The organism is Aliiglaciecola sp. (assembly GCF_039982535.1).
Lineage (GTDB): Bacteria > Pseudomonadota > Gammaproteobacteria > Enterobacterales > Alteromonadaceae > Aliiglaciecola.
In genome coordinates this window covers 34633-59796 of record NZ_JBDWYG010000037.1, presented here as the reverse complement: position 1 = coordinate 59796, position 25164 = coordinate 34633, and the positions used below count along the sequence as shown (strand labels likewise).

Sequence of the window (25164 nt, the reverse complement as noted above, 5' to 3'; positions counted from 1 at the left end):
GTTATTTCGCTTCTTGCTGTTTACCGTAAATGACCAAGCCAATACCGCCCAGTATTGCACCACTGGACATTAGCATTTTTAAGGTAAGCAGCTCATCTAATAACAGTAAACCTCCTATCGCCGCTATCGCGGGCACACTGAGCTGTAAAACCGCAGCAACGCTCGAACGAATGTGTGGAAGTACTTTATACCAAATGGCGTATCCGACACCTGAGGTAAGCATACCTGATGCTAAGGCGTACACAACGCCCATAACTTCTAACTGATTTGTATCTATAAACAACATAGGCACCAGCAGTAAACAAATAAGTGAAGCCCTTAAGAAATTTGAACTGGTATCAATTAAAGGGGTCGCGGAGCGGCTGCCAATAATTGAATAACATCCCCAAGCTATGCCGGCACAAGCCATTAAGGTGACACCCAATATTGAAGGTGAGTTGACTCCAGGGGACACAAGATAGATGAAACCAGCAAATGCAACAAACACACCCAATGACTCAATTAAAGTTAGGCGTGCGCCATAATACCAACTGATGATTAGCATGGTAATTTGTACACAGGCAAATAGTATTAACGCACCTACACCTGTGTCTAATTCAATATAAGCGTAGGAAAACCCAGCCGCATAGATGAAAAGCGCCAAGCTAGCAGGCCAGCTGCCTTTGGTTTTGAGTTGTTTTATATTTCCCTTTAACAGCAAAATAAAACAGAGCATCACCGCGCCGGACATTAACCGGATTAGGGTGAAAGACGTCGCATCAATACTTGAATCAGCTAAGGCCAAACGACATAGAATTGAATTCCCCGCGAAAGCAAGTAAAGCAATACAGATATAAAAAACGAGTTGTACGGGAGAGTTAATGGTTTTACTTCCTAAACTAAACAAGCATTAAGGTAGCGGTGCCTAAAAAGGCAAAAATACCTACTACGTCAGTGATCGTGGTTAAAATTACACTGCCAGCTAGTGCTGGGTCGATTTTTAACTTTTTCATCACCAGTGGTAACGTTGCCCCAGCTAACCCCGCAGCAACCATGTTTATCATCATTGCAAAAGCAATAACTCCGCCTAACATCCAATCTTGTTTCCAAATTGCAATGACAGAGGCAATTAATATTGCCCAGATAGCACCATTTAAAAAACCAATGGCTAATTCTTTACTGATTAACCATCTAGAGTTATCCGTACTAACATGACCTAGGGCCATACCCCGTATAACCAGTGTTAAGGTTTGATTGCCTGCGACACCACCCATACTAGGAACAATGGTATTTAAGATAGCTAACACTGCCATTTGGCTTAGAGTGGCTTCAAAGAGATCACTTACCGCTGCAGCAAGCAGTGCAGTAACTAGGTTAACAGTGAGCCATACAGAGCGACGTTTGGTACTTTGCAGTACTGGCGCAAAGGTATCTTCTTCGTCATCTAAACCCGCCATACTCATCATCGAGTGTTCGGCGTCTTCACGAATAATATCTACCACATCGTCTATGGTGATCCGTCCTAATAACTGTCGATTTGAATCCACTACAGGTGCTGATAGCCAGTTATAGCGTTCAAACAATTTGGCTACATCCGTCTCTGGCATATCAACAGGAATAGCCTCAGCTTCCTCATCCATAATATCTTCGATACTGGAGTCTGGCAGTGCAGTAAGGAGTTTAGTGACGGGCACCGTGCCAATTAAAGTGTCATTGCGACTCACTACATAAAAGGTGTCTGTGCTTTCTGGGATTTCACCTTTAAGTCTTAAATAACGTAAAATAACATCAATATTGACGTCAGAACGCAGGGTAATGGTATCGGTATTCATGATGAAACCGGCAGTGTCTTCACCGTAAGATAGGGCTTTTTCAGCTCGCTGACGGTCCTGCTCATCCATGGATTTGAGTACGTCTTTTGAGACTGATTGCGGCAAACTACTTAAGGTTTCCGCTAAGTTATCAATCTCCATGTCTTCTAAGGCATCTACCACCTTGTCGGGAAGCATTTGGCCAATGATGCCGTTACGTACATCTTCCGATAATTCTTCAAGCACGTCGCCATAGAAATCAGCGTCTAACATTTCCCAAAGTTCGGTTCTTGATTTACTTGGAGATGATTCGAGAAGTAGGGCGATATCACATGCAGGCATATCGTGAATGGTTTTGCGGACATGCATAAAGCGGCCACTGGCCAAGGCTCGATTGATAGCCTTCAGTTGACGTTGCGCGTGTTTTACCTCTAATGCTTCAGCCATGAAAATACAGCTCGATGAAAAAACTACTAATATGAATAGTTTAGAGGGTTAAGGGCGGCAGGTCAGCAATTATTTACTCAACTTTAGTGAAAGTGAGCTATTCGTTTTCGTGAAACTTTTCTACAATAAGCTTTTCGATAGCTGCAAGTGCTTGCTCAGCGTCGATTCCTTCGCTTATTACGTTGACTTCTTTGCCTTGGGAGCTTTCTAACATCATTAGACCCAATACACTATTAGCTGACGCCGTTTTTTCCCCTTGGACTAAAGTAACTATGGCATCAAATTGATTGGCAACTTTAACTAATTCTGTCGCTGCTCGTGCATGTAAGCCAAGTTTATTAACTATAACTATTTGCTTTTCAAAGCGATTCATCGGTTTAATTCTCGGTGTCTAATTTGCACATCTGGGTGAGAGGCTGAGAATGTTTTTGCTAATGACTCAGCAACATAAACTGAGCGATGTTGTCCACCGGTACAGCCAATTGCAACTGTTACGTAACTTCGGTTATTTCTTTCTAGATGGGGAAGCCAAGTTGATATAAGGTTTTGAATTTGCCAAATAAATTTAGTCACTATGGGTTGTGAACCTAAAAATATTTCAACTGGTGAATCTAATCCACTTAGGTGTTTTAAGTCCGGCTCCCAGTGAGGGTTAGGCAAAAATCGCGCATCAAAAACATAGTCAGCATCTTTAGGTATGCCATATTTAAATCCAAAAGATTCAAATACTAAAACCAGTCTTGAGCTTTTCTTTCCTAGGATGCGCTCACGAACTAACTCTGCTAATTGATGAACCGAAAGCTTGTCAGTATCTAAATATAAATCAGCACGTTCTGCTATCGGAGCTAAAAGTTGACCTTCAGCCTGAATGGCATCGGAAAGCGATTTGTTTTGACGTGATAACGGGTGTAATCGACGAGTTTCGCTGAAGCGCTTAATTAGCATGTCATCACTGGCATCTAAATAAACAATGGTCATATCCCAGTTGGCAGGCAGGTAATCGAGGATTTCCACCAATTCACCAGACACTTTGGGAAGATTTCTTACATCAATACTTACCGCAACTTGGTCATACTCATCCATAACTGTATGAGTAAGGGTAGGCAGAAGGTTAACGGGGATATTATCAACACAATAATAGCCTAAATCTTCTAATGAGCGCAGTGCAATTGATTTTCCTGAACCGGAACGACCACTTATAATAATCAGCTTCATGCAACAATCGCCTCGTATAACTGTCCGTTGTCTTCAGCACAGCGAATGCGTTTAAGAACCTCTTTGTCACTTAACTTTGTGGCTATAGTGGCTAAGGTTTGCAGGTGTCCAGCGGCTTTATCTTCTGGTACTAAAATAGCGAAAAATATATCTACTGGACAATTATCGACTGCGTCAAAATTGATGGACGGATCACTGGTAATTAATATTGCGACTACGTCTTTTAACCCAGCTAATCTACCGTGGGGCAGCGCAATACCATTGCCGATTCCTGTACTACCCATTTTTTCGCGACTGACTAAACTATTCAAAATGGTAGTTTGATCAATACCGTCAATCTTTTCTGCCGCTATTAGGCTGATAGTTTCAAGAATTCGTTTTTTGCTTGTCCCCTGAACTGCACAACTTGTGCAGTCAGAGGAAAGGATGTCTTTAATTTCCATTAAATAATCTAATATATGTTAATGACGTTTAATCTTTTCCTTGTGCTTGATCACCTGTCGATCAAGCTTATCTATTAATCCGTCAATGGCTGCGTACATATCGTTATGTTCTGAGGTTGCAAAAACTTCGCCTCCGCTAAGATGAACTGTCGCTTCAGCTTTTTGATTAAGCTTTTCGACATTGAGAATGACATGGACATTGTTGATGTGATCAAAATGCCTTTCTAACTTTGTAAATTTAGTGTCTACATAATCTCGCAATGAATCTGTAATTTCTACATGATGGCCAGTAAGGTTAATTTGCATATTAGCGTATTCCTTCTGTTAACGAGCCTACAGCAGGCTCTTGCGTTGGTTAGACGGTGGGATCGATAAAGACTCCCGGTATTTTGCTATTGTTCTACGGGCAACCTGTATACCTTGGTCAGCCAATAGATCAGCAATCTTACTATCGCTAAGTGGCTTAGTTGGAAGCTCTGCAGCGACAAGTTTTTTAATTAGTGCGCGAATTGCCGTTGAAGAACACTCTCCGCCAGAGTCTGTGGCAACATGGCTGGAGAAAAAGTACTTCAGTTCGTAAATTCCTCTTGGTGTATGCATATATTTTTGTGTAGTAACACGGGAAATAGTTGATTCATGCATATCCACCATTTCTGCGACATCATTTAACACCATTGGTTTCATCATTTCCGGACCATGCTCGAAAAATCCGACTTGTTGCTGAACAATACAATTGGCTACTTTGAGCAATGTATCGTTTCGGCTTTCAAGGCTTTTAATAAACCACTTGGCTTCTTGCATATGTGAACGAATGAACTGACTGTCGCTGGTATTTTTAGCATTGCGGCTCATAGCTGCATATTGCTGATTAACATTTAGCTTAGGCAAACTGTCGGGATTTAACTCTACTTGCCAGCGGCCATTCTTTTTCATTACAGAAACATCAGGAATCACGTATTCGGATTCACCAATTATTAGGGCGCTGCCTGGGCGAGGGTTTAATGTTTGCAACAAACGCATTGCTTCGCGTAATTCGTCTTCTTTTAAACGAGTTTTGCGCATTAACGTGCGGTAATCTTTGCTACCTAAAAGGTCTGCATATTCACTAATTAATAATTTAGCTTCATTTAACCAAGGTGTATCTGGGGCAAATTGATTCATTTGTACCATCAAACACTCTTGAGGATTTCGAGAGCCAGAACCGATAGGATCGAACATTTGAATGCGTTTTAGAACACACTCAACTTCATCCAGTTCAACCTCTTCGTGATCGAGACTCGCGAGCACTTCTTCAGTACTAATGGTTAAATATCCAGATTCATCGATTGAGTCGATGATGGCAATGGCAATAGCGGTATCTACTTCGGAAAAGGGGGTTAAGCGCATTTGCCATAACAAATGATCTTGTATATTTTCGCTGGTTTCACCTTGGAAAATTTGATCATCATCACCACCGCTGCCACCACTAATTGATGCGGGTGCTGAAGATGCACTGATATATTCATCCCAAGTGCTATCTATGGGTAATTCGTCCGGAATATCTGCTTTTTCTAATGCCTCGTTTGTATCCATTGAGTCAGAACTGGCGGATACGGTTTCTTCCGTGAATTTATCATTACTATCTGCTAATGCGGAATCTCCTGTGGGGATGTCCGAACCATCCTCTACTTCTAAAAGCGGGTTGGATTCTAAAGCTTCTTGTATTTCCTGTTGTAAATCCAGCGTTGACAACTGCAATAGACGGATAGCCTGTTGCAATTGAGGCGTCATTGTTAGTTGCTGGCTGAATTTTAATTGTAACGAGGGTTTCATTTAGTTTTTATATTCTTACTTGTTTAGCCACAAAGCTTTGGTTAAAAACAACATACCTGTACTATAGCTTGAATTGCTCGCCAAGGTATACATCTCTGACTTGTTGATTATTTAAAACTTCTTCTGCAGTTCCAGAAGCTATCAATTCACCATGACTCACAATATACGCTTTTTCACACACGTCTAGGGTTTCACGTACATTATGGTCAGTTATTAATACTCCAATACCTCTATCGCGCAGGTGTTGAATTATTTTTTTTATATCATTTACAGAAATTGGATCGACACCTGCAAAAGGTTCATCTAATAAAATAAATTCGGGTGCGGCGGCCAAGGCCCGTGCTATTTCGACTCTTCTGCGTTCTCCGCCAGATAAACTCATTCCTAGGCTATTACGGATATGATTTATATTAAACTCGTCGAGTAATGCATCTGCTTGTTCTTCTCGTTGATCTGAGCTCAATTCTTTTCGGGTTTGTAGAATTGCCATGATATTTTGGTAAACAGTTAGTTTACGAAATATAGACGATTCTTGAGGAAGATACCCAATTCCTTTTCTAGCTCGAATGTGCATAGGCTGTAAAGTTAATGCTGTTTGATCAATATAAATATCGCCCTTATCTAAAGGTACAAGCCCTACAATCATATAAAAAGTCGTTGTTTTGCCTGCACCATTGGGGCCCAACAAACCAACAATCTGCCCTGTAGACACTTCTAAACTAACATCTCGAACTACTTGTCGAGATTTGTATGATTTAGCTAGGTTAGTCGCTTTTAACGTTGCCATTAAGGTTGCTCGTCCTGCTGCTTGTCAGTGCCTTGATGTTCTATATCATTCGATTTTTCGTCTGCATCTTCTTCCTGACGTTTACGGATACTCTCAGGTTGAAAAATAGCGGTTACTCCGCCCTCTGCATTACTGTTGCTTTCAGCTATTAATTGTTCCAATTCCATATTGAATTGGATGGATTCACCTTTAACAAGGCTGCTATCCTGATTCAATTCAGCTGAGCCATTTAGTGTTAATGTTCGATTGGAAACTTCGTATTTTATTTCATTAGCCGCAGCGCTGATCTTACTTCCGTCATCAAGGGTTTGGCTATACTTTGCCGGTTTACCTCGGGCAATAAATACTTCTTTACCTTCACCCAAGCCGGCGATGACTTCAACTTCATCGGCTAAAATTTCAAGGGAGCCTTGGGTAATTTTTACGTCTTTTCTAAAAATAGAGGTTTTGGTTTTGCCATCAAAGAAGTTTGACTTAGAGTCAACTTTGATAGGTAAATTAAAGTCGTTTTCACCGGCGCTAACAGCGGCGCTGAACACTAAGCTGATGATTAAAGCGCTAACGAGGCGCATATTGAGTTTGCACATGATTTTTAAGTTCATATTCCTGCGTAGTTAAATTTGCTACAAAGCCATTACTTTTAACAATAAAATCTTTTCCGTTAATCTCAACCGGTTCATCAGACATCATTGTTTTGTCTACTAAATTAATTTCTAAAAATTGTGTTTTAATTGTTTGCACAAATCCCGAATCATCTAAGCTTGTAATCTCTACGTCAGTTTCTAATTGAATGCGATTGTCCTCATAAAGTGTGCCCTCTTCAGCTTCAACATGCCAAGGGTTTTGTTCATCGGATACATAGATGGTGTATTTGGGGTGGCTAAACAAGGTGAAACCTAGAATTTGATAATGTTCCATTTTAAGGGCGAAAACTTCGTGGTTCACTTCGCCATTTTCATTATAAAGAGTACTGCGCATATTGCTCGCTTGATAATTGGGCTGCCAAGAATCTTCACTAGGAGCATTGGTTTGTTCCGTATCCGAACCTATCCACCCTGGCACATATATCATCAAGATTAGCACAAACAAAATGCCAATGCTTAGGGTGATTCGATTCATACGCTGCTACCGTATATACGATTTAATTTATTGTTAGCGAACAATATGAGGTCGCATATTTCTCGCACTGCGCCAGCCCCGCCGGCTGTTCGCGTAATATATTCAGCAACTGATTTTACGTACGGGTGGCCATTTGGAACACTAATAGATACGTTGCTGTGTTCGAACATACCCACATCAGGCATATCATCACCCATGGACGCGATATTTTCTTTCTTTAAATTTAAGCCGGCTTTGAGTTTTTGTACCGCAGTTTTTTTGTCTTCTTCGCCTTGGATAATCAATGATACACCCAGTGCCGACATTCTGTTTTCTACGATGGCAGATTTACGACCTGTAACAATAGCTACGTCAATACCAATTTCTAACATTGACTTCACACCATAACCATCGAGAGTATGGAATGCTTTTAATTCTTCGCCATCGTTTCCCATATAGATGCTGCCGTCAGAGAATATGCCATCTACATCACAAACGAGTAACTTAATTTTGCTAAGTTTATTAATGAAATGATTATTAACTGGCCCATAGAGAGTTTCAATAATCGCCACTATACCACTCCAGCTTTAAGCAACATGTGCATATTTAACGCGCCAACTGGCTTATTTTCATGATCTACTGCAAACATTGAATTGATACTGTATTTCTCCATTAAATTTAAACCTTCAACCGCTAACATTTCTGGTCGACCTGTTTTACTATTTGCGGTCATAACTTCGGCAACCGGGGTTTCGTGGATATCAATCCGGTCATCAAGAATACGGCGCAAGTCGCCATCTGTGAAAATGCCGACTAACTTTCCTTCTTTGTCAGTAATACCGGTCATACCAAGTCCTTTTCGCGATATTTCAAACAATGCATTACGCACTGTTTGATCAGATGTCACTAAGGGTAACTCATCACCAGTATGCATGATATCTGCAATTGTTAATAATAATCTACGCCCTAAACTTCCACCTGGGTGGGATAAAGCAAAATCAGCGGACGTAAATCCGCTTGCATTCAACAAGGCCACAGCCAATGCATCACCCATTGCCAAGGTTGCCGTGGTACTGGCGGTTGGGGCCAAGCCTAAAGAGCAAGCCTCTTGCTCTACCTTAATACACAATACTTCATTTGAATGTTTTCCAAGCGAACTCGTCGTACTGTTAGTCATCGAAATAATAGGTACATTTAATCGTTTTACTACTGGGATTAAATTAAGCAGTTCGGCCGTTTCCCCGGAGTTAGAGATTGCCAGAAGTACATCTTGGGGGCTTATCATGCCTAAATCACCATGATTAGCCTCGCCAGGGTGCATGAAAAAGGCGGGAGTACCTGTACTGGCTAACGTAGCTGCAATCTTATGTCCTATGTGGCCTGATTTTCCCATGCCACATACAACTACTTTACCTTTGCAATTTTGAATGATTTGACAGCTTCGCTCAAAACTACCATCGATATATTGTTGCAATTGCAAAATAGCTTGAGACTCTATTTCTAATACTTTAAGGGCCGATGCGAGATAATCTGTAGACATAGTTAATTCGCTTTACTTATATAAATAAAAAGACAGAGTAGGCGAGATAACATAGGACGAAGGCTGCACCTTCCCACCGATTGATTTGCCTTTTGCCTCGAATATTAAAGCTAAATAATATCAGTAACGCAGTGACGATTAACATGGCATACATGTCTCGACTAGCGACATTACTGTCTATTATTCCTGGTGCTATCAGTCCTGGCATCGCTAAGACGGCAAGAATGTTGAAGATATTAGAGCCAATGATATTACCCAGTACTAGGTCATCTTCACCTTTTAAAACCCCAGCAACACAGGCTGCTAATTCGGGTAGGCTCGTCCCCAATGCGATAATTGTTAAGCCAATCAATAGTTCACTCATTCCCATATATCTGGCAATGTGAACGGCTGAATCAACCATAAAGTGGGCACTAAGAGGGAGGAAAATAAGACCTAAGATAACCCAAAAAATCGCTTTTGAAGGGGGGACGCCTTGGGGGATTTCATCTGCGGTTTCCGAATGCAAGGGGTCGCTTTTCTCAGCGCTTAACGATATCCAAGTCAAGCCACCAATGGTTAGAAAAAACAAAACGATTAAGATAACACCTTCGATAACACTCAAATGACCATCAGCTAAAAAGTAAACCGCCAACAAGGTCACTGCAAGTAAAACAGGAAGTTCGCGTCTAATGGTGCTACTAGAAACCATTAAAGGTTTTAAAATTGCAGTAATTCCTAGCACTAATGCGATATTGGTAATATTGGAACCAATGGCATTTCCCACTGCTGTATCTGGGTTGTTACTGAGTGATGCGGTGGCGGAAACAACAATTTCTGGCGCAGATGAGCCCATTGCAACTATGGTTAACCCAATTACCATGGGGGAAACACCAATATTGGTGGCGAGTGCGGATGCACCGTAAACAAATTTGTCAGCACTCCAACTTAATGCTGCCAATCCCGCTATAAAAATAATGAATTCTAATATCACTTGACTATTTCTTTAAAAAACAATGATATGATTATCGCAAAATACATATGTAATTCCTAATGTCTTTACAATAATAATTAACGCCGTGAGATAATGTTGCTTAATACTTATCCAAACGGGCCATTACTTTGTGTTTTCTTTGTTTAATAAGGCATTTCTAACAATAGATGTTGTGACCCATTGAGTAAAATCAAGGTAGAATATGTCATTCATATTATATAGCAACTCAATCATTATAAACTGCTTGGCGTTACGCTTTGTTACAAATCGAAGCAGTTAGTCAATAACAGCCCATAACCTATACTGTTATCATTCCATTAATAATGCGTTTTATTTTTCGTGTTTTAAGTCGATTAATTATTTTTTTGTCTTGAAAAACGATAAAATGGCCTCAAATTGTCGCCTCGGTTGAAACATTTTAGGTGTTTGTCGTGTCTACTCAACCAGGCCACTCGGAGTTTCGGTGAAAAATTTAATAGATATAGATAGTTTGACCTTTAAACGCGGTAACCGTGTAATTTACGACAATATTTCATTGCACATACCTGAAGGTAAAACCACAGCGATAATGGGTCCCAGTGGAATTGGTAAAACAACGCTTCTGAAACTGATTGGGGGGCAGTTACGTCCAAACAGTGGAGACATAAAATTTCGAGGCGAATCCATACCTGGTATGACCCGAAAGAGATTGTTTCATGTTCGCCGTCAAATGAGCATGCTGTTTCAAAGTGGCGCATTGTTTACGGATATTAGCGTGTTTGACAATATCGCTTACCCGTTGCGTGAACACAGTAATTTGTCTGAAGATCTGATCAAAACTATTGTTTTGCTAAAACTTCAAGCTGTGGGATTGCGAGGTGCCGTAAATTTAATGCCCAGCGAGTTATCAGGAGGCATGGCACGTCGAGCGGCACTCGCTAGGGCAATAGCGTTAGATCCAGAGTTAATATTGTACGATGAACCTTTTGCCGGACAGGATCCTATTTCCATGGGTGTCTTGGTTAAATTAATAAAAGAATTAAACAACGCACTGAATTTAACCAGTGTGGTGGTTACTCACGATGTTAATGAAGTAATGAGTATTGCTGATCACGTTTATATATTGGCAGAGAAGAAAATTATAGGTTCAGGGACACCTGAGCAAATTAAGCAAAGTGATTCAGCGTTAGTTCAACAATTTTTACGTGGTGAAGCAGATGGACCTGTGCCATTCCATTATCCAGCGAAGTCGCTAGAGCAAGAATTTTTAGGAGTGAATTAGTGGATTGGTTAGCAAAACTTGGACAAGCAACAATTGATCGGTTTGCTGCTATAGGTCGAGCAACGGGCATGCTAATGGGAGCGATTATTGCAGCTCCTCAAGTTAAAAATATTCCACTGACCATTAAACAGATTTATGTGGTTGGTGTGCAATCCCTGTCTATTATCGTTGTGTCAGGCTTATTTATCGGCATGGTAATGGCCCTTCAAGGCTATACTATTCTGGTGGATTACGGTGCTGAAGGTAGTTTAGGCCCCATGGTCGCCTTGTCTATTTTACGAGAGCTTGGGCCAGTGGTAACAGCGCTCTTATTCGCTGGTCGTGCGGGTTCTGCATTGACCGCTGAAATTGGTTTGATGAAAGCCACGGAGCAGCTTAGTAGTTTGGAAATGATGGCCGTAGATCCATTGCGCAGAGTCGTCGCACCTAGGCTTTGGGCAGGTTTAATATCCATGCCTATGTTGACCATGATTTTTAGCGCTGTAGGTATTCTTGGTGGGCATTTAGTCGGCGTGGAATGGCTAGGCGTAGATGTTGGAAGCTACTGGTCGATTATGCAATCGACAGTAGAATGGAACGAAGATGTGATGAATGGTGTCATTAAAAGTGTGTTCTTTGCATTTGTAATCACCTGGATAGCTATTTTTAAAGGGTATGATTCAACACCTACTTCTGAAGGTATCAGTGCTGCGACAACACAAACAGTGGTGTATTCATCATTAGCAGTACTTGGATTAGATTTCGTATTAACCGCAATAATGTTTGGAATAGAGTGAGGAAATAAGCATGACATCAAGGAAAGTTGAAGTATTAGTTGGATTGTTTGTTGCACTGGCGATTGCAGCCTCATTAATGTTAGCACTAAACGTTGCCAGCCAGGGCTCCGTAGGGCAGGGAGACACCTACACCCTGTATGCTAAGTTTGACAACATTGGTGGCTTAAAAGAGCGCTCCTCGGTGAAAGTGGGAGGCGTGGTAATCGGCCGAGTTGAGAAAATTAAATTGGATCCAAAAGATTTTACTCCCGTAGTGACCTTAAGCATTTCTACTACCTATGATCAATTTCCCGAAACCAGTTCAGCTTCAATTTTGACCTCTGGTTTGTTGGGAGAGCAGTATGTAGGTTTTCAACCTGGCTTCACTATCGATGATATTGAGAATTTAGCGGATGGTGATTATATCGCCGATACTAAGTCAGCTCTGGTATTAGAAGATTTAATTGGTCAATTTTTATTTAGTAAAGGCAGTGATTAGACTGCCACTCTCGTTAGGAACAATTATGAGAAACAGATTTTTAGTAAAGGTAGCATCAATCGCATTATTAACGATTGGTTTAAATGCCCACGGGCAAACTATCGATGAAACCAACCCTTACAGCATGGTTAAAGATGTAGCGAGTCAGACCTTTGACCGCATCAAACTTGAGAAGCAGAAAATTTCAGAAGATCCAGAAGTGTTACGTGTCATTATGAAAGAAGAGTTGCTGCCCCATGTGGATTATAAATTTTCCGCGTTTAAAGTGTTAGGGAAGTACGTTACTAAAGCCGAAAAGGCGCAACTTCAAGAATTCGTCGCGGTATTCAGAGAGTACCTAGTTACTACTTATGCAGTGGCCATGGGATATTATGATGACCAAAGTGTGGAATTTGAGCCGGAATCAGATTTTGAAAATGAACGCAGTGTAACAGTTCGCGCCATAGTTAAAGATGGTAAACGCCCAGATATTAAAATAGCGTTTAAAGTTAGAAAAGATAGAAAAACCAATGAGTGGAAAGCCTACGATATGGTCGCTGAAGGTATCAGCATGCTGTCTTCTAAACAGAGTGAATTTGAAAGTATTTTGCGCCAACAAGGCATTGAAAAAGTTATTGAGTTAATGCGTGAAAAAATCGAACAACCTATTTCACTTGAAAAGAAAGAGGCTTAAGTGATAGAGCAATCGAACCCTATTGAGTTGACATCTTCCAACAATGGCGAGTTTCATTTAAAAGGTGATTTAAATCGCGATACGGTGATGAAATGTTGGCAACAGCAAAAGAGAGACATTCAAAGCTGCAAGGAAAGTGGTGCTAGCTTGAATGTCGACTTTGCTGAAATCAAACAGGTTGATACAGCTGGTTTGGCGTGGGTTATGGAGTTGACGAAAAATTGCAAATCAGCGAATGTTCAACTGCAATTGCTTAATCTGCCCGAAGGATTAATAAAACTTGCTAATTTAAGCAACGTTACCAGCATTTTGTCGATACAATAGCCGAAATTTTTAGAGCAAAAGAGATCAAATGGATAATCAACAAATAGCAGCATTGCTAAAAGAACAGTTAGAGCTCACTGAAGTTCATGTAACAAGTGAAGGCTCACATTTCCAAATTATTGCCGTTAGCGATAAGTTTGAAACTATGAGTCGAGTGAAAAAACAGCAGTTTATTTATGGTCCTTTAAAAGAGCAGATTGCCGATGGCACTATGCACGCTATTTCCATAAAAACCTTTTCTGAAAAGCAATGGCAACGTGAACGTATGTTCAACGTACCTCAATAATATCGAAAATCATGGATAAACTTAGTATAAACACCAGCCCAGCGCTACATGGTGAAGTGGTGATTTCGGGCGCAAAAAATGCCGCGTTACCCATTTTAATGTCATGTATATTGGCTGACTCTTCCTGTTTTTTCGATAATGTTCCAAATCTTAGGGATATCAATACCAGTATTAAATTATTGGGTGGTTTGGGCGTTAAAGCACAACGTCACGAAAACCAAGAATTAGAATTGGATGCAAGCCAAATAGATAACATGACTGCTTCTTATGAGCTGGTTAAAACTATGCGTGCGTCGATTCTAGTACTGGGCCCTTTGTTAGCTAAATATGGTAAAGCAAATGTGTCTTTACCTGGTGGTTGTGCCATTGGAGCACGTCCGGTGAATTTGCACCTTGAAGGCTTGAAGCAGATGGGAGCAAAGATCAATGTAGATGGCGGCTATGTGCGTGCAGAAGCCGAAGGACGCCTTAAAGGCGCTCATATCTTTATGGATATTGTTAGCGTCGGTGCTACTGAAAACTTGATGATGGCCGCAACCCTTGCCGAGGGTGAAACTGTTTTAGAAAATGCTGCTCGGGAACCAGAAATTGTTGATTTAGCCAACTGCTTAAATCGCATGGGGGCAAAAATAACAGGGGCGGGCTCTGATAGTATTAAAATTGTCGGTGTTAAATGTCTACAAGGTTGCCACTATCGCGTTTTACCAGACAGAATTGAAACCGGTACTTTCTTAGTTGCAGCAGCGGTAACCGGCGGTAATATTCGTTGCATTAATGCAGCTCCCCACTCCCTAGATGCTGTGTTGTCGAAACTCACTCAAGCTGGTGCAGATATCGAAACTGGAGAAGACTGGGTGTCGTTGAATATGCACGGCAAACGTCCTAAAAGTGTTAATATCAAAACCGCACCTCACCCAGGGTTTCCCACTGATATGCAAGCCCAATTTGTGGCATTAAACTGTGTTGCAGAAGGGACTGGCGTGGTGACTGAAACTATATTCGAAAACCGCTTTATGCATGTCCCTGAATTGCAGCGCATGGGCGCTAAAATTTCCTTAGAAACCAATAATGCGGTTTGTGAGGGAGTAGAGCAACTAACGGGCGCTCAGGTAATGGCAACGGACTTACGAGCCTCTGCAAGCTTAATTATTGCAGGCTTAGTGGCCAAAGGTGAAACGATAGTTGATCGAATTTACCACTTAGATCGCGGTTATGAGCATATTGAAACTAAATTGACAAAATTAGGCGCTAATATCAAACGGTTTAGTTAGCCATCTTAGGCACTAAACATCTCAAAAATAAAGATTACCGGTATCACCAATACCATCAATAGCAACAGTGCAGTAACAGTAATTATAAGAACTCGCCAGTTTGATTGGAAATTGAGTAATTCATTTTCGATTATTTGATTTTTACTGCACTGGTGCTGAATCGCTATCTGTCGAGCAGCAATACAGTAGGCGATAGGTATCACAGTGTTTGGAAAGCTTTCCGGAATAAAGGGCAGTAAAGCAATAAAAACAAAGCACAAGGCCAACCCCCAATATAAGCTTTTCTGTGCATTATCATACTGATTTAAAGCTGAAAAATTCTTATATAAAAAATACACAGCGGCTAACGGACCCCCGATAAACGCACCTAAGGTTATCTGATTCGGAGAAAAAACGGAGGTACTTTTGGTTGCGGGTAAAACGCTCACATCACTTTGTGGTGTATTGTAGGGGTTTTCCATATTGGCCATTTTCCTTGTTAACTTCGGTAAATCAATCTTTCACTGAACCACATTACCTATAAGTAACGTTAAGAACTGGCTTCGCCAACAGTCACTTTAATGTTCATTACTTTTCCATTGCGAGAGATGGATAAGTCTAACTCCTCTCCAGGGCGGCTTTTGGCAATCATGTCAAAGGTCTGATCTAGGGTTTCTAGTTCAACTTGATTCATTGATAAAATAATGTCGTATTGTTGCAATCCTGCCACTTCTGCTGGCCCACCGGTAGCCACTTCAGTCACTACTATGCCTGCTACGTTAGGGTCAATGCCGCCGGTAAACCCTAGCTGTCCATGTGTGGCTTTGCCATTTTCAATGATTTCATCCATCACTCGACGGGCTAAAGTATAAGGTACTGCGAAAAATATACCGTTTACATCTATCACTCTACGTTGGCTATCAAGGGTTTTAAAGTTGGCATTATTAATACCGATTAAAACCCCATTACTGTCCACTAATGCACCGCCGGAGTTACCTTCGTGCATTACCGCATCAGTTTGGATAAATTCTCTGAAATTTTGGGTGATGGTATGACCCGAACGGCTAATAATACCTTGGGTGATCGTTTGACCAATATTTAGGGGATTGCCTATGGCTAAAACCACATCCCCGACGCGAATTTGCGGATCTTCAATTTGTGGAATTACTTGTAGATTGTCAGCTGAGATTTTTAATACTGCTAGATCGGTAAGTTCATCATAACCTGCTAATTCAGCCGTTACACGACGTCCATCAGGAAGGCCTACAATGGTGCTTTCAGCATTTTGAATAACATGCCAGCAAGTGAGGATATAACCACTTTCGGTCATAATTACCCCTGAACCTAGACTAGTGCGGCTTACTTGTCGACGCCTTACAATATCAATACTACTACTATAAATATTAACTACAGCAGGTGCAGAACGACTTATAGCGTCGTAATAACTTTGTTTTTGTGGTTCAGTCTCACTGCGATTGAATACATCGAAGCTCAAGCCACTGCCGCGTCTTAGTTCTGGCACTAATACTAATATGAGCGCTGAGATAATTAATCCCAAAGCAACGGATTTTGTTAAAAAATGGAGCCAGACTGGTATTTTCACGTAGTAGATCAAGTTAAATGACTGATTATTAAGAGTAACACTGAATAATCGTTGATGGTAGGTATCTTAGGTGGATAAAAGCATAACAGCCGCAGATTTATTGGCTGTTATGCCTAAAATTATTTACACCGATTAACGGATGACTAAATACAACGAGGTTTTTCCGCGTTGAACATTAAGCGCAATTACGCCTTCAGATTCATCCATTTGTCTTCGTAAATCGGCCACAGTGGTAACTCTGGCTCTATTCACACCCACTATGACATCTCCATCTTGCAGGCCGATACTAGCAGCCGGTGAGCGATTTTGAATCTCAGAGATAACCACGCCATCATTCCCTCGCGCAGTTTTTCCGTTTGTTAGGGTTGCGCCTTCCAGCGCTGGGTGAATTTCCCGCGCGGCAACTACTGCACCAGTGGCATCACCTAAGGTAACTTCAATATCTTTGGATTTACCTTTTCTCATAATGGTTAATTCAACTTCAGAACCTGCTCCCATGGTGCCTATTTTGGCACGTAACTCTTGGAAGCTGCTCACAGCTAAGCCGTTGATGTGAGTGATAATATCACCTGACTCAATACCACCTTTTTCGGCTGCTGAATCTGGGCTGACTTCACTTACGAAAGCGCCTTTATTAACATCAAGGTTCATCGCATCGGCTAATCCGGCATCGACATCTTGGCCAATTACACCGAGCAAGCCACGACGAACTTCACCGAATTCAATAATTTGATCTACTAAGCTTTTCATCATGTTGCTAGGTATTGCGAAACCGATACCTACGTTGCCGCCATTAGGTCCGAAAATCGCAGTGTTGATACCAATCAATTCGCCACGAAGATTTACCAAAGCACCACCTGAGTTTCCTCGGTTAATCGCAGCATCAGTTTGAATAAAGTCTTCGTAACCGCCAATATTCAGACCTGAACGGCCCAATGCACTGACGATACCCGATGTAACAGTTTGATTTAGACCAAAGGGGTTACCAATAGCAACAACAAAGTCGCCCACTCGTAATTTATCAGAGTTAGCTAACGGAACCGCTTGTAAATCTTCAGCTTCAATTTGCAGTAAAGCGATATCACTTTGCGCATCAGCCCCCAATTTCTTCGCTTTTAGCTCTCTTCCGTCTGTTAGTTTAACGGTAATCTCGTTGGCATTGTCGACCACGTGATTGTTAGTGACTACGTAGCCTAACTTTGCATCAATAATGACGCCGGAGCCCAAACCTTTAAATGGTCTTTCCTGAACTTGTTCATCGGAACCACCAAAAAAGTGTCGGAACATTTCTGGGACTCGTTGCCTAGACACTTGAGTACCTTCCACTGCGATACTGACAATAGCAGGGGTAGTTTCTTCTAACATGGGCGCTAGTGTCGGCACTTCATTTTTATCTGAAGAGAAGAATGGCAATGCGGCGTTAGCCGACATACCAAAGGAAGCTGTCCCAACAATAATAGCGGTGGTAAGTACTAAACGATTAACAACTTTTTTCATCGTAGATTTGTCTCCAAAGTATTCAACTAAAAATCAAATTAATGTAGTTAACCTAAACTCGGGATAAGAAGCGTTACCTGAACAGCTATTGGTATTCACGTTCACCAATTATGTTGGATAGCTTCATAAATCCTAAGAAAACGGTATCAATAATCACATTGCTAATCGCAAAAGGTAAATATCGAGTTACCCTACCTATCCCTAGTTCAGGTCATTTAATCAAATGACCTTACAATGGTGTGCAAAGTTCAGATTTAATTACTTCTCGTCGACGACTTGCTTATTTTTTGCGTCAGTGAACAATCCTGTTCGCTCACCCGAAAAGTCTTTGGGTTGAAACTCGGTGTTTTCCGACTTACGTTTATGTTTAGATTGTTGGTGACCAATGTAAACCGAAGCCTGTTCGCCAAAATAGGTAAGCTTATCGTCGTCATCCGACTGACTTCTTTCCATTGCACTTTCAAACGCATCTAACTGTTCAGATAAACCTTCACATTGATTTTGCAAAGCCGTCACAATATCGCGAGTTTGGTTGATGTGATCAGAAGCGTTTTGCGCCATAATTTCTTTCGCAGTATTCTCATCTTGTTTCGAAGTTTGCTGCGCTAATTTTCGTTCAACAAAGAATTTTGATATAAAAAAACCAAAAATCATGCCTACAACCAATAGCAATAACCCGACTATCCAGTCCATAATGTCTCCAAATTATATTAATGCTTTACTTAATCATACTCGCTTAGCAAACTATGCGGACAATTTTTTTTTGATCAAGATGATTTAGTAACAATTTTTAATATTAGCGGATGTATATGAAAACGCCTTGGGAAAAATACCAACAGGATCTTAAAGACCCTGAATTTCATTTCGATGCCGCTCAGGAAAATGCGGTAAAAGAATTACAACGACTTTTTGAAGAATTAACACAGCCTAGAAAAAAACTGACTTGGCGAGTAAAACTTGCCAGTAAGTTTGGTAAAGGGATGCACAAACCAAGCATCCAAGGCGTCTATTTTTGGGGTGGTGTAGGCCGTGGTAAAACCTATCTAGTAGATACTTTTTATGAGTGTCTCCCGTTCAAAAATAAAATGCGTATTCACTTTCACCGATTTATGCATCGTGTGCACGAAGAGCTAAAATCCTTGGGTGGCAAGAGTGATCCGTTGAAAACGGTGGCCAATATTTTTGCCAAAGAAACCAAAGTTATCTGTTTTGATGAATTTTTTGTGTCAGACATTACGGATGCCATGATTTTGGGAACTTTGATGGAAGAGCTATTTGCTCGCGGTATTTGTTTAGTTGCCACTTCCAATATTATTCCCGATGAACTGTACCGCAATGGTTTGCAGCGCGCTAGATTCTTACCCGCCATTGAGTTGATAAACCAAAACTGTCGAATCGTCAACGTAGACTCGGGAGTGGATTACCGAATGCGGACCTTGGAGCAAGCTGAAATTTATCATTACCCACTGGATAAAGTCGCCAATCAAAACCTAGACAAGTATTTCGCCCAACTAGCTCCTGATATTGGTGGAATAAAGCGAGATATTGAAATTGAAGGGCGTAAAATCCCGTCTTTGAAAGATGCCGACGGTATTGTTATGTTTGAGTTTAGGGCCTTATGTGATGGCCCTCGAAGTCAAAATGACTATATGGAACTAAGTCAATGTTACCATACGGTGTTGCTCGCCAATGTAGAACAGATGGGCAAAGAGATTGATGACGTCGCTCGACGATTCATTGCAATGGTTGACGAATTTTACGAGCGAAATGTTAAATTAATCATTTCTGCAGCTGTTCCCATGGAGCAACTTTACAGTCAAGGGCAACTGAATTTTGAGTTTCAACGTTGCTTGAGTCGCTTAAAAGAAATGCAGTCTCACGACTATTTAGCAACACAACATTTGCCCTAGACCCACTACTCTAGGTAGAATTCACTGAATACGATATTAATGTCAGATTAAAAGAGCTCAAATACAATGGGAAGAAAGTTCGAAGTTCGTAAAGTCTCTATGGCAAAAACAGCCGGAGCAAAAACCAAAGTTTACTCTAAGTATGGTAAAGAAATTTATGTTGTCGCTAAAAACGGTGGAACTGACCCGCAGGCCAATTTATCGTTACGACGATTAATTGATAAAGCCAAAAAAGACCAAGTGCCAAGTCACGTTATTGATAAAGCGATTGATAAAGCCATGGGCGGTGCAGGTGAAGATTACGTTCCTGCTCGATATGAAGGTTTTGGCCCCGGCGGTTGTATGGTTATTGTTGATTGTCTCACAGATAACCATAATCGAACGATCACCGATGTACGCAATTGTTTTACTAAAACAGGCTCAAAATTGGGTGTTGAAGGAACTGTCGGACATATGTTTGATCATCAAGCCGTATTTGCATTCAAAGGCGACGATGAAGATGCTGTGTTAGAAGTATTAATGGAAGCGGATGTTGATGTAACAGAAGTTGAGTGTGAAGATGGTATTGTTACCGTTTACGCTCCCCACACAGAGTTTAACAGCACCCGTACTGCATTAACCGATGACAACCCAGAGATTCAATTTGAGGCTGAAGAAATTACCTTTATCCCACAAACAGAATCAAGCGTTAGCGGTGAAGACGTAGCTGTGTTCGATAAATTTATGGATATGCTAGAAGACTGCGATGATGTGCAACATGTTTATCATAATGCGGTAGTTGAACGAGATTAATGCTCACTTTATAGACCTTAGTGAATAATTGTGACTAAGGTTTTTATTAGTAAATAAAATATTAAATGCCCTCTTATTCAAGAGGGCATTTTTGTTTTCAAGCTACGCTGTTCTATTAATATTCAGCTTTATTAGAATGCTTACTCCTTTTATGGAAAAAGCTGGATAAAAAAACGTTTAGACATCCCCGAATGAATCCTATTAACCGCCACGAATTAGTTAATGTATAACGCTTCTATCTATAAAATAGAATGTAAATTCAGTGCAGAAATAAAAAAGACCGACGGGGTTACCGTCGGTCTTTCATTTTATCAAGAGTTGAGGGGAGCTCACCCTCAAATGCTATCTCTCTCCCACTACCACTTCAAATGAGTTGCTATTGTATGGCGTATTGGCTTCAACAATTGCATCTGCTATTGGTGCGGTATCCGCAGTATCTGCATTTGGATCTAAGGAGTTACCCACGGTATAGTTTTCAAAATTGTCGGTAAATACTGAAACCTCAGAGCCTGAGTCTGATGAGTAAAGGGTAAAGTCATCAACCATCAAACCAAATGCGGTTACGTCACTGGTTCCACCGATTCGGAAAAACACAGTTTGCACGCCATCTTTTATTGCAGAAAGGTCTGCACCAGGTGAGGAGAACTGACCTTCAAAGGCTACTTGCCCATCGATAGTGACGGTGACCAAAGGTGCCACTGTGTCGCTTGCATCTGTGGCATCCCAAGATATTTCGAAATCAATATCTTGTCCTTCTGAGAATCCAGGAGTTGAACCACCACCACTAGAAGAGCCATCAGCACGAAGGTCATAATCATCACCACTAATATCTAAGCTGATGTAGGCTATTGCGTTACTGGTACTGGTACTAGAGCCAAATATGGCGATTTGCGCATCTTTAGATGAACTTTCAGCCTTGGCACCAGTTTCTCTTTGCACTGTGGCCGTCATTCTACCTTTCACAATCGCATTATCAGGCTTATATCTTAATTCGCCAGCGTCTTCACTAGAAGAGTCAGTGATGATGGCAAACTTGCTGTTCTCCACTGTACTGCCGGTTTCAACAACAAAGGCTTCAAATGAGTTGCTATTGTATGGCGTATCAGCTTCAACAATTGCATCTGCTATTGGTGCGGTATCCGCAGTATCTGCATTTGGATCTAAGGAGTTACCCACCGTATAGCTTTCAAAATTGTCGCTAAATACTTCAACCTCTGTACCTGAGTCTGATGAGTAAAGGGCAAAGTCATCAACAATCAAACCAAATGCGGTCACGTCACTGGTACCACCGATTCGGAAAAACACAGTTTGCACGCCATCTTTTATTGCAGAAAGGTCTGCACCAGGTGAGGAGAACTGACCTTCGAAGGCTACTTGCCCATCGATAGTGACGGTGACCAAAGGTGCTACAGTGTCGCTTGCATCTGTGGCATCCCAAGATATTTCGAAATCAATATCTTGTCCTTCTGAGAATCCAGGAGTTGAACCGCCACCACTAGAAGAACCATCAGCTCGTAGGTCATAGTCATCACCACTAATATCTAAGCTGATGTAGGCTATTGCGTTACTGGTACTGGTACTAGAACCAAATATGGCGATTTGCGCATCTTTAGAGGAACTTTCAGCCTTGGCGCCAGCTTCTCTGTGCACTGTGGCCGTCATTCTACCTTTCAAAATCGCATTATCAGGCTTATATCTTAATTCGCCCGCATCTTCAGAGGAAGAGTCAGTGATTTTAACTGCTTTGTCTGATCCTGTATCGACTACTATGGTGCCAGTGATAGTGATGACAAGTTCTGCGGTAGTGCCATCAATAGATGCAATGGTGATGGTATCCGTTTCACGTTGGCCAACTTCAAGGGCGGCAATAGTTGGGTCAGCAGTATCTAAGGTGTAAGTCCAAGAACCATCTTCCAATATTGTTAATACGCCATAAGTACCCACAATCGTAGATTCAGCGATAAAGGCTTCGCCAGCATCAGGGTCAATAACGCTTACTGTTCCCGTTAGATCAGCAGTCGTATCACTTGGAAGTGTTGCAGTTAAATCAAAGAAAGCTGCAGGTGTAGGTTCCCCAGAACCTTCGCCAATATCAAAAACCGCCACTTCTGAGTAAATCGCTAAACCGTAAAGGCTGCTATCACCATCTAAAGTTTCGCCTATATCATAATTTTCAAAGTCATCTGCAAACACACTTTGTGTGCCATCGGTATCTGAATAGACTGCAATGTTATCTACATAGTAGGAACCGAAAGGTATGGTTCTGTCGTTATCTCCAAATCTAAATTGGATGACTTGTACACCGTCTGCAAACCATTGGTCTAAATCAGTGAAATCTGAGTCAACAACGGCCGCGGTTGAGAATGAACCACCACCAATAACTTCACCGTCTATAGAGACTGTTAATTGCTCATCAGCATCTAGATCCCAAGCAATTTCCACATCATAAAATTGCTCTTCAACGAAGGGAGCCGTGATCATGATTCCAGGGTAGGCGTCACTGTCGGTGTTACGAACGAAAAAGCGCGGATCTATAGGATTGCCGTCACCGTCAGTTTGACTTCCTTGAATGCGTAAATCGATTAAAGATTCACCAGAGCTACCTGAAGAACCATAAAGTGTTATATACGCATCTTTGTTGTTACCGTCGCTACCTAGGGCAACTTCTTTAGCGAATGAAGCGCTGAGCTTACCTTGACGTAAATTATCGACGCCAAATCTAATTTCACCAGTATCGTCACCAGTGTCAGAAATTTTGACCACTTGGGTTAGAGCTGCCACTCGAACTTCAATTTCAGCAGTGGTGCCATCAATTGATTCGATAGTGATTATATCTTTAACTGAGTTGCCAACTTCTAGGCTAGCAACAGTGTCGTTTGTTGTGTCAACTGAATATGTCCAGTCACCTTCAGCAGTAAGGCTGAATGTACCGTAATCGAGCACTACACCTGTTTGCGCCACAAAGGCATCTTCTTCAAAGTTCGGGTCTGTAACAGTTACCGTCGCCGTATAAGGGTCAGTTTCTGTATTTTGTACAGTAGCACTTAATTCACCGCCTATGATTGCTGCAACCGGCTCGGTATTGTAACCAACTGACGCACCTATTATATCTAGTAGGCTGGTATCAACATCGGCAGCAACTTCAGAGGTGGTTTGTAGATTGGTTTGCGCCATTTCAAAGGCGTCTAAATTGGCCTCAGAATATGAACCGTCGGCTATGTCTGTAGCAAGGTCGGTTAAAATCGCAGCCAAATCTTCGTCAGTATTGTCGGCATCTAGCTGAGATATTAGGGCTAAAACAGAACCGTATCTGTCGGCATTTTCAGCACCATCTGCGCCAAGAGCATCAACGCCGACTGTAGTCGGTGCCACTTCTGTCACATCGAAACGAATGCCAAAACGAGTGTTAATGATATCAATTGCGCTTGCAAAAGCGGTCAAATCAGCAGCTGCTGATTGAACTGCCATTTCCGTTAACGGCGACACAACATAAGTTGGTGGTGGTTGGATATCACCTTTTTCATCAATTATATTTTCAACTACATTGACAACTGATCTCAATGTGGGTGCAGTTAAGGTCTCGCCTGTTGATTCGTCGGTATAAGTACCACCAGAACATGATACAAGACCGTTTCCTTCAAAGTGAACATCACTAAAGGTCACGCCACCTGTATCTGTAGTCATTGCTGACGCTTGCGCAGGCGTAACAGCTACACCGCTGTCATCTATTGCAAATATGTCGCAGCTTGCGCCACTTACAGGGCCCTTCACTACATTAGCGTTGACGTTTAAAGTTGGATTTATAACTGGGGTTGATGCACCTACACCTTCGGTGAAACCGGCGTTATCTGTATAAACGGCAGAAACCGAGATGACAGAACCTTCATCTGCTTCAGTAATCGTGTATGTATCGCCCGTCGCGCCTGTTGACCAAGCATAAGTGACAGAGCCAGCAATGCCATCAGCATCAGTAGCTGTAGCTGATAGTGTGGCACCGGCAAAAAAATCACTTCCAGCGATTGCGACACTTCCGCGAGTATTGCCATCTAACTCCGCCTTATCATCATCAGTACAACCTACTAGGGCTGTGGCGATAATAAGGGGTAAAAGTTTTTTCTTAAACATGCTTTCTACTCCTGAAAATTTTTGTTCTTTTATAATGCATAGTTAGTAAACAAGTTTGTTAAGTTGTTATGTCTGTTCTAACTA

Annotated in this window: 27 protein-coding genes; 9 read left to right on the top strand and 18 right to left on the bottom strand. The window is 41.5% G+C overall.

Annotation, left to right across the window (positions count from 1 at the left end; all coding sequences use genetic code 11):
• Nucleotide 1 precedes the first annotated feature (1 nt).
• From ABJV04_RS08885 to ABJV04_RS08825, 13 genes are all read right to left on the bottom strand, one after another.
• Entirely contained in the window at nucleotides 2-886 is an 885-nt protein-coding gene (locus ABJV04_RS08885; RefSeq protein ID WP_348491167.1) for a DMT family transporter, read from the bottom strand.
• Nucleotides 879-2237: a magnesium transporter gene (gene mgtE / locus ABJV04_RS08880; RefSeq protein ID WP_348491166.1), complete on the bottom strand. Its 1359-nt coding sequence runs from the start codon at nucleotides 2235-2237 to the stop codon at nucleotides 879-881. The genes ABJV04_RS08885 and mgtE overlap by 8 nt, the downstream gene beginning before the upstream one ends.
• Before the next feature lie 97 nt (nucleotides 2238-2334).
• Nucleotides 2335-2610, bottom strand: a complete 276-nt coding sequence (locus ABJV04_RS08875) for an HPr family phosphocarrier protein (RefSeq protein WP_348491165.1) — start codon at nucleotides 2608-2610, stop codon at nucleotides 2335-2337.
• Nucleotides 2607-3452, bottom strand: coding sequence for an RNase adapter RapZ (gene rapZ / locus ABJV04_RS08870; RefSeq protein WP_348491164.1), 846 nt, complete (start codon nucleotides 3450-3452; stop codon nucleotides 2607-2609). Before rapZ ends, ABJV04_RS08875 begins: the two co-directional genes overlap by 4 nt.
• Nucleotides 3449-3895 (bottom strand): PTS sugar transporter subunit IIA, encoded by a 447-nt coding sequence (locus ABJV04_RS08865; RefSeq protein WP_348491163.1) that lies wholly within the window; start codon nucleotides 3893-3895, stop codon nucleotides 3449-3451. Before ABJV04_RS08865 ends, rapZ begins: the two co-directional genes overlap by 4 nt.
• A gap of 18 nt (nucleotides 3896-3913) precedes the next feature.
• Entirely contained in the window at nucleotides 3914-4201 is a 288-nt protein-coding gene (gene hpf / locus ABJV04_RS08860) for a ribosome hibernation promoting factor (protein ID WP_348491162.1), read from the bottom strand.
• Between the two features lie 27 nt (nucleotides 4202-4228).
• On the bottom strand, nucleotides 4229-5707 hold the full coding sequence (locus ABJV04_RS08855; RefSeq protein ID WP_348491161.1) for an RNA polymerase factor sigma-54: 1479 nt from the start codon (nucleotides 5705-5707) through the stop codon (nucleotides 4229-4231).
• 61 nt (nucleotides 5708-5768) lie between these two features.
• The gene (gene lptB, locus ABJV04_RS08850; protein ID WP_348491160.1) at nucleotides 5769-6494 is read right to left on the bottom strand and encodes an LPS export ABC transporter ATP-binding protein; all 726 of its coding nucleotides are present in this window, start codon (nucleotides 6492-6494) and stop codon (nucleotides 5769-5771) included.
• A complete protein-coding gene (gene lptA / locus ABJV04_RS08845; protein ID WP_348491216.1) occupies nucleotides 6494-7066 on the bottom strand; it encodes a lipopolysaccharide transport periplasmic protein LptA in 573 nt (190 codons plus the stop codon). Before lptA ends, lptB begins: the two co-directional genes overlap by 1 nt.
• Nucleotides 7053-7613, bottom strand: coding sequence for an LPS export ABC transporter periplasmic protein LptC (gene lptC, locus ABJV04_RS08840; protein ID WP_348491159.1), 561 nt, complete (start codon nucleotides 7611-7613; stop codon nucleotides 7053-7055). The genes lptA and lptC overlap by 14 nt, the downstream gene beginning before the upstream one ends.
• Nucleotides 7610-8164 carry a 3-deoxy-manno-octulosonate-8-phosphatase KdsC gene (gene kdsC, locus ABJV04_RS08835; RefSeq protein WP_348491158.1) on the bottom strand — a complete coding sequence of 185 codons (555 nt, stop codon included), beginning with the start codon at nucleotides 8162-8164 and terminating at the stop codon, nucleotides 7610-7612. The genes lptC and kdsC overlap by 4 nt, the downstream gene beginning before the upstream one ends.
• Nucleotides 8164-9132, bottom strand: a complete 969-nt coding sequence (locus ABJV04_RS08830) for a KpsF/GutQ family sugar-phosphate isomerase (protein WP_348491157.1) — start codon at nucleotides 9130-9132, stop codon at nucleotides 8164-8166. The genes kdsC and ABJV04_RS08830 overlap by 1 nt, the downstream gene beginning before the upstream one ends.
• Nucleotides 9133-9148: 16 nt before the next feature.
• Nucleotides 9149-10105 (bottom strand): calcium/sodium antiporter, encoded by a 957-nt coding sequence (locus tag ABJV04_RS08825; RefSeq protein ID WP_348491156.1) that lies wholly within the window; start codon nucleotides 10103-10105, stop codon nucleotides 9149-9151.
• Between the two features lie 463 nt (nucleotides 10106-10568).
• Between ABJV04_RS08825 and ABJV04_RS08820 the strand changes: the two genes are divergently transcribed.
• Genes ABJV04_RS08820 through murA form a run of 7 tightly spaced genes read left to right on the top strand, consistent with a single transcriptional unit; the run spans nucleotide 10569 to nucleotide 15174 of the window.
• Complete coding sequence (locus ABJV04_RS08820) at nucleotides 10569-11366, top strand: ATP-binding cassette domain-containing protein (RefSeq protein WP_348491155.1); 798 nt, start codon at nucleotides 10569-10571, stop codon at nucleotides 11364-11366.
• A complete protein-coding gene (gene mlaE, locus ABJV04_RS08815; RefSeq protein ID WP_348491154.1) occupies nucleotides 11366-12142 on the top strand; it encodes a lipid asymmetry maintenance ABC transporter permease subunit MlaE in 777 nt (258 codons plus the stop codon). The genes ABJV04_RS08820 and mlaE overlap by 1 nt, the downstream gene beginning before the upstream one ends.
• Nucleotides 12143-12152: 10 nt before the next feature.
• Entirely contained in the window at nucleotides 12153-12620 is a 468-nt protein-coding gene (gene mlaD, locus ABJV04_RS08810; protein WP_348491153.1) for an outer membrane lipid asymmetry maintenance protein MlaD, read from the top strand.
• A 25-nt stretch (nucleotides 12621-12645) separates the two neighbouring features.
• On the top strand, nucleotides 12646-13293 hold the full coding sequence (locus tag ABJV04_RS08805; protein WP_348491152.1) for an ABC transporter substrate-binding protein: 648 nt from the start codon (nucleotides 12646-12648) through the stop codon (nucleotides 13291-13293).
• A complete protein-coding gene (locus ABJV04_RS08800) occupies nucleotides 13294-13617 on the top strand; it encodes an STAS domain-containing protein (RefSeq protein WP_348491151.1) in 324 nt (107 codons plus the stop codon).
• A gap of 28 nt (nucleotides 13618-13645) precedes the next feature.
• The gene (locus ABJV04_RS08795; RefSeq protein ID WP_348491150.1) at nucleotides 13646-13903 is read left to right on the top strand and encodes a BolA family protein; all 258 of its coding nucleotides are present in this window, start codon (nucleotides 13646-13648) and stop codon (nucleotides 13901-13903) included.
• 11 nt (nucleotides 13904-13914) lie between these two features.
• Nucleotides 13915-15174, top strand: coding sequence for a UDP-N-acetylglucosamine 1-carboxyvinyltransferase (murA, locus tag ABJV04_RS08790; RefSeq protein WP_348491149.1), 1260 nt, complete (start codon nucleotides 13915-13917; stop codon nucleotides 15172-15174).
• Nucleotides 15175-15179: 5 nt separating this feature from the next.
• Here the strand turns inward: murA and ABJV04_RS08785 are convergent, their stop codons facing one another.
• From ABJV04_RS08785 to ABJV04_RS08770, 4 genes are all read right to left on the bottom strand, one after another.
• Nucleotides 15180-15635, bottom strand: a complete 456-nt coding sequence (locus ABJV04_RS08785) for a hypothetical protein (protein ID WP_348491148.1) — start codon at nucleotides 15633-15635, stop codon at nucleotides 15180-15182.
• Between the two features lie 68 nt (nucleotides 15636-15703).
• Entirely contained in the window at nucleotides 15704-16750 is a 1047-nt protein-coding gene (locus ABJV04_RS08780) for a trypsin-like peptidase domain-containing protein (protein WP_348491215.1), read from the bottom strand.
• A gap of 138 nt (nucleotides 16751-16888) precedes the next feature.
• Nucleotides 16889-18253, bottom strand: coding sequence for a DegQ family serine endoprotease (locus ABJV04_RS08775; protein ID WP_348491147.1), 1365 nt, complete (start codon nucleotides 18251-18253; stop codon nucleotides 16889-16891).
• A gap of 258 nt (nucleotides 18254-18511) precedes the next feature.
• A complete protein-coding gene (locus tag ABJV04_RS08770; RefSeq protein WP_348491146.1) occupies nucleotides 18512-18946 on the bottom strand; it encodes a DUF1043 family protein in 435 nt (144 codons plus the stop codon).
• Between the two features lie 110 nt (nucleotides 18947-19056).
• Between ABJV04_RS08770 and zapE the strand changes: the two genes are divergently transcribed.
• Both zapE and ABJV04_RS08760 read left to right on the top strand, forming a co-directional pair.
• Nucleotides 19057-20163, top strand: coding sequence for a cell division protein ZapE (gene zapE / locus ABJV04_RS08765; protein WP_348491145.1), 1107 nt, complete (start codon nucleotides 19057-19059; stop codon nucleotides 20161-20163).
• A 66-nt stretch (nucleotides 20164-20229) separates the two neighbouring features.
• Entirely contained in the window at nucleotides 20230-20955 is a 726-nt protein-coding gene (locus tag ABJV04_RS08760; RefSeq protein ID WP_348491144.1) for a YebC/PmpR family DNA-binding transcriptional regulator, read from the top strand.
• Nucleotides 20956-21297: 342 nt separating this feature from the next.
• Here ABJV04_RS08760 and ABJV04_RS08755 read toward each other — a convergent pair whose 3' ends face one another.
• Entirely contained in the window at nucleotides 21298-25080 is a 3783-nt protein-coding gene (locus tag ABJV04_RS08755; protein ID WP_348491143.1) for a VCBS domain-containing protein, read from the bottom strand.
• Between the last annotated feature and the right edge of the window lie 84 nt (nucleotides 25081-25164).

Excerpts from the sequence above, each read along its gene's own strand:
- ABJV04_RS08795 (WP_348491150.1), top strand. The coding sequence starts at position 13,646 with ATGGATAATCAACAAATAGCAGCATTGCTAAAAGAACAGTTAGAGCTC.
- hpf (WP_348491162.1), bottom strand. The coding sequence starts at position 4,201 with ATGCAAATTAACCTTACTGGCCATCATGTAGAAATTACAGATTCATTG.
- ABJV04_RS08760 (WP_348491144.1), top strand. The coding sequence starts at position 20,230 with ATGGGAAGAAAGTTCGAAGTTCGTAAAGTCTCTATGGCAAAAACAGCC.
- ABJV04_RS08865 (WP_348491163.1), bottom strand. The coding sequence starts at position 3,895 with ATGGAAATTAAAGACATCCTTTCCTCTGACTGCACAAGTTGTGCAGTT.
- rapZ (WP_348491164.1), bottom strand. The coding sequence starts at position 3,452 with ATGAAGCTGATTATTATAAGTGGTCGTTCCGGTTCAGGAAAATCAATT.
- zapE (WP_348491145.1), top strand. The coding sequence starts at position 19,057 with ATGTATATGAAAACGCCTTGGGAAAAATACCAACAGGATCTTAAAGAC.
- lptA (WP_348491216.1), bottom strand. The coding sequence starts at position 7,066 with ATGCGCCTCGTTAGCGCTTTAATCATCAGCTTAGTGTTCAGCGCCGCT.
- murA (WP_348491149.1), top strand. The coding sequence starts at position 13,915 with ATGGATAAACTTAGTATAAACACCAGCCCAGCGCTACATGGTGAAGTG.
- ABJV04_RS08755 (WP_348491143.1), bottom strand. The coding sequence starts at position 25,080 with ATGTTTAAGAAAAAACTTTTACCCCTTATTATCGCCACAGCCCTAGTA.
- ABJV04_RS08805 (WP_348491152.1), top strand. The coding sequence starts at position 12,646 with ATGAGAAACAGATTTTTAGTAAAGGTAGCATCAATCGCATTATTAACG.
- ABJV04_RS08785 (WP_348491148.1), bottom strand. The coding sequence starts at position 15,635 with ATGGAAAACCCCTACAATACACCACAAAGTGATGTGAGCGTTTTACCC.
- mlaD (WP_348491153.1), top strand. The coding sequence starts at position 12,153 with ATGACATCAAGGAAAGTTGAAGTATTAGTTGGATTGTTTGTTGCACTG.
- ABJV04_RS08855 (WP_348491161.1), bottom strand. The coding sequence starts at position 5,707 with ATGAAACCCTCGTTACAATTAAAATTCAGCCAGCAACTAACAATGACG.
- ABJV04_RS08830 (WP_348491157.1), bottom strand. The coding sequence starts at position 9,132 with ATGTCTACAGATTATCTCGCATCGGCCCTTAAAGTATTAGAAATAGAG.
- mgtE (WP_348491166.1), bottom strand. The coding sequence starts at position 2,237 with ATGGCTGAAGCATTAGAGGTAAAACACGCGCAACGTCAACTGAAGGCT.
- ABJV04_RS08875 (WP_348491165.1), bottom strand. The coding sequence starts at position 2,610 with ATGAATCGCTTTGAAAAGCAAATAGTTATAGTTAATAAACTTGGCTTA.
- lptB (WP_348491160.1), bottom strand. The coding sequence starts at position 6,494 with ATGGCAACGTTAAAAGCGACTAACCTAGCTAAATCATACAAATCTCGA.
- ABJV04_RS08775 (WP_348491147.1), bottom strand. The coding sequence starts at position 18,253 with ATGAAAAAAGTTGTTAATCGTTTAGTACTTACCACCGCTATTATTGTT.
- lptC (WP_348491159.1), bottom strand. The coding sequence starts at position 7,613 with ATGAATCGAATCACCCTAAGCATTGGCATTTTGTTTGTGCTAATCTTG.
- ABJV04_RS08770 (WP_348491146.1), bottom strand. The coding sequence starts at position 18,946 with ATGGACTGGATAGTCGGGTTATTGCTATTGGTTGTAGGCATGATTTTT.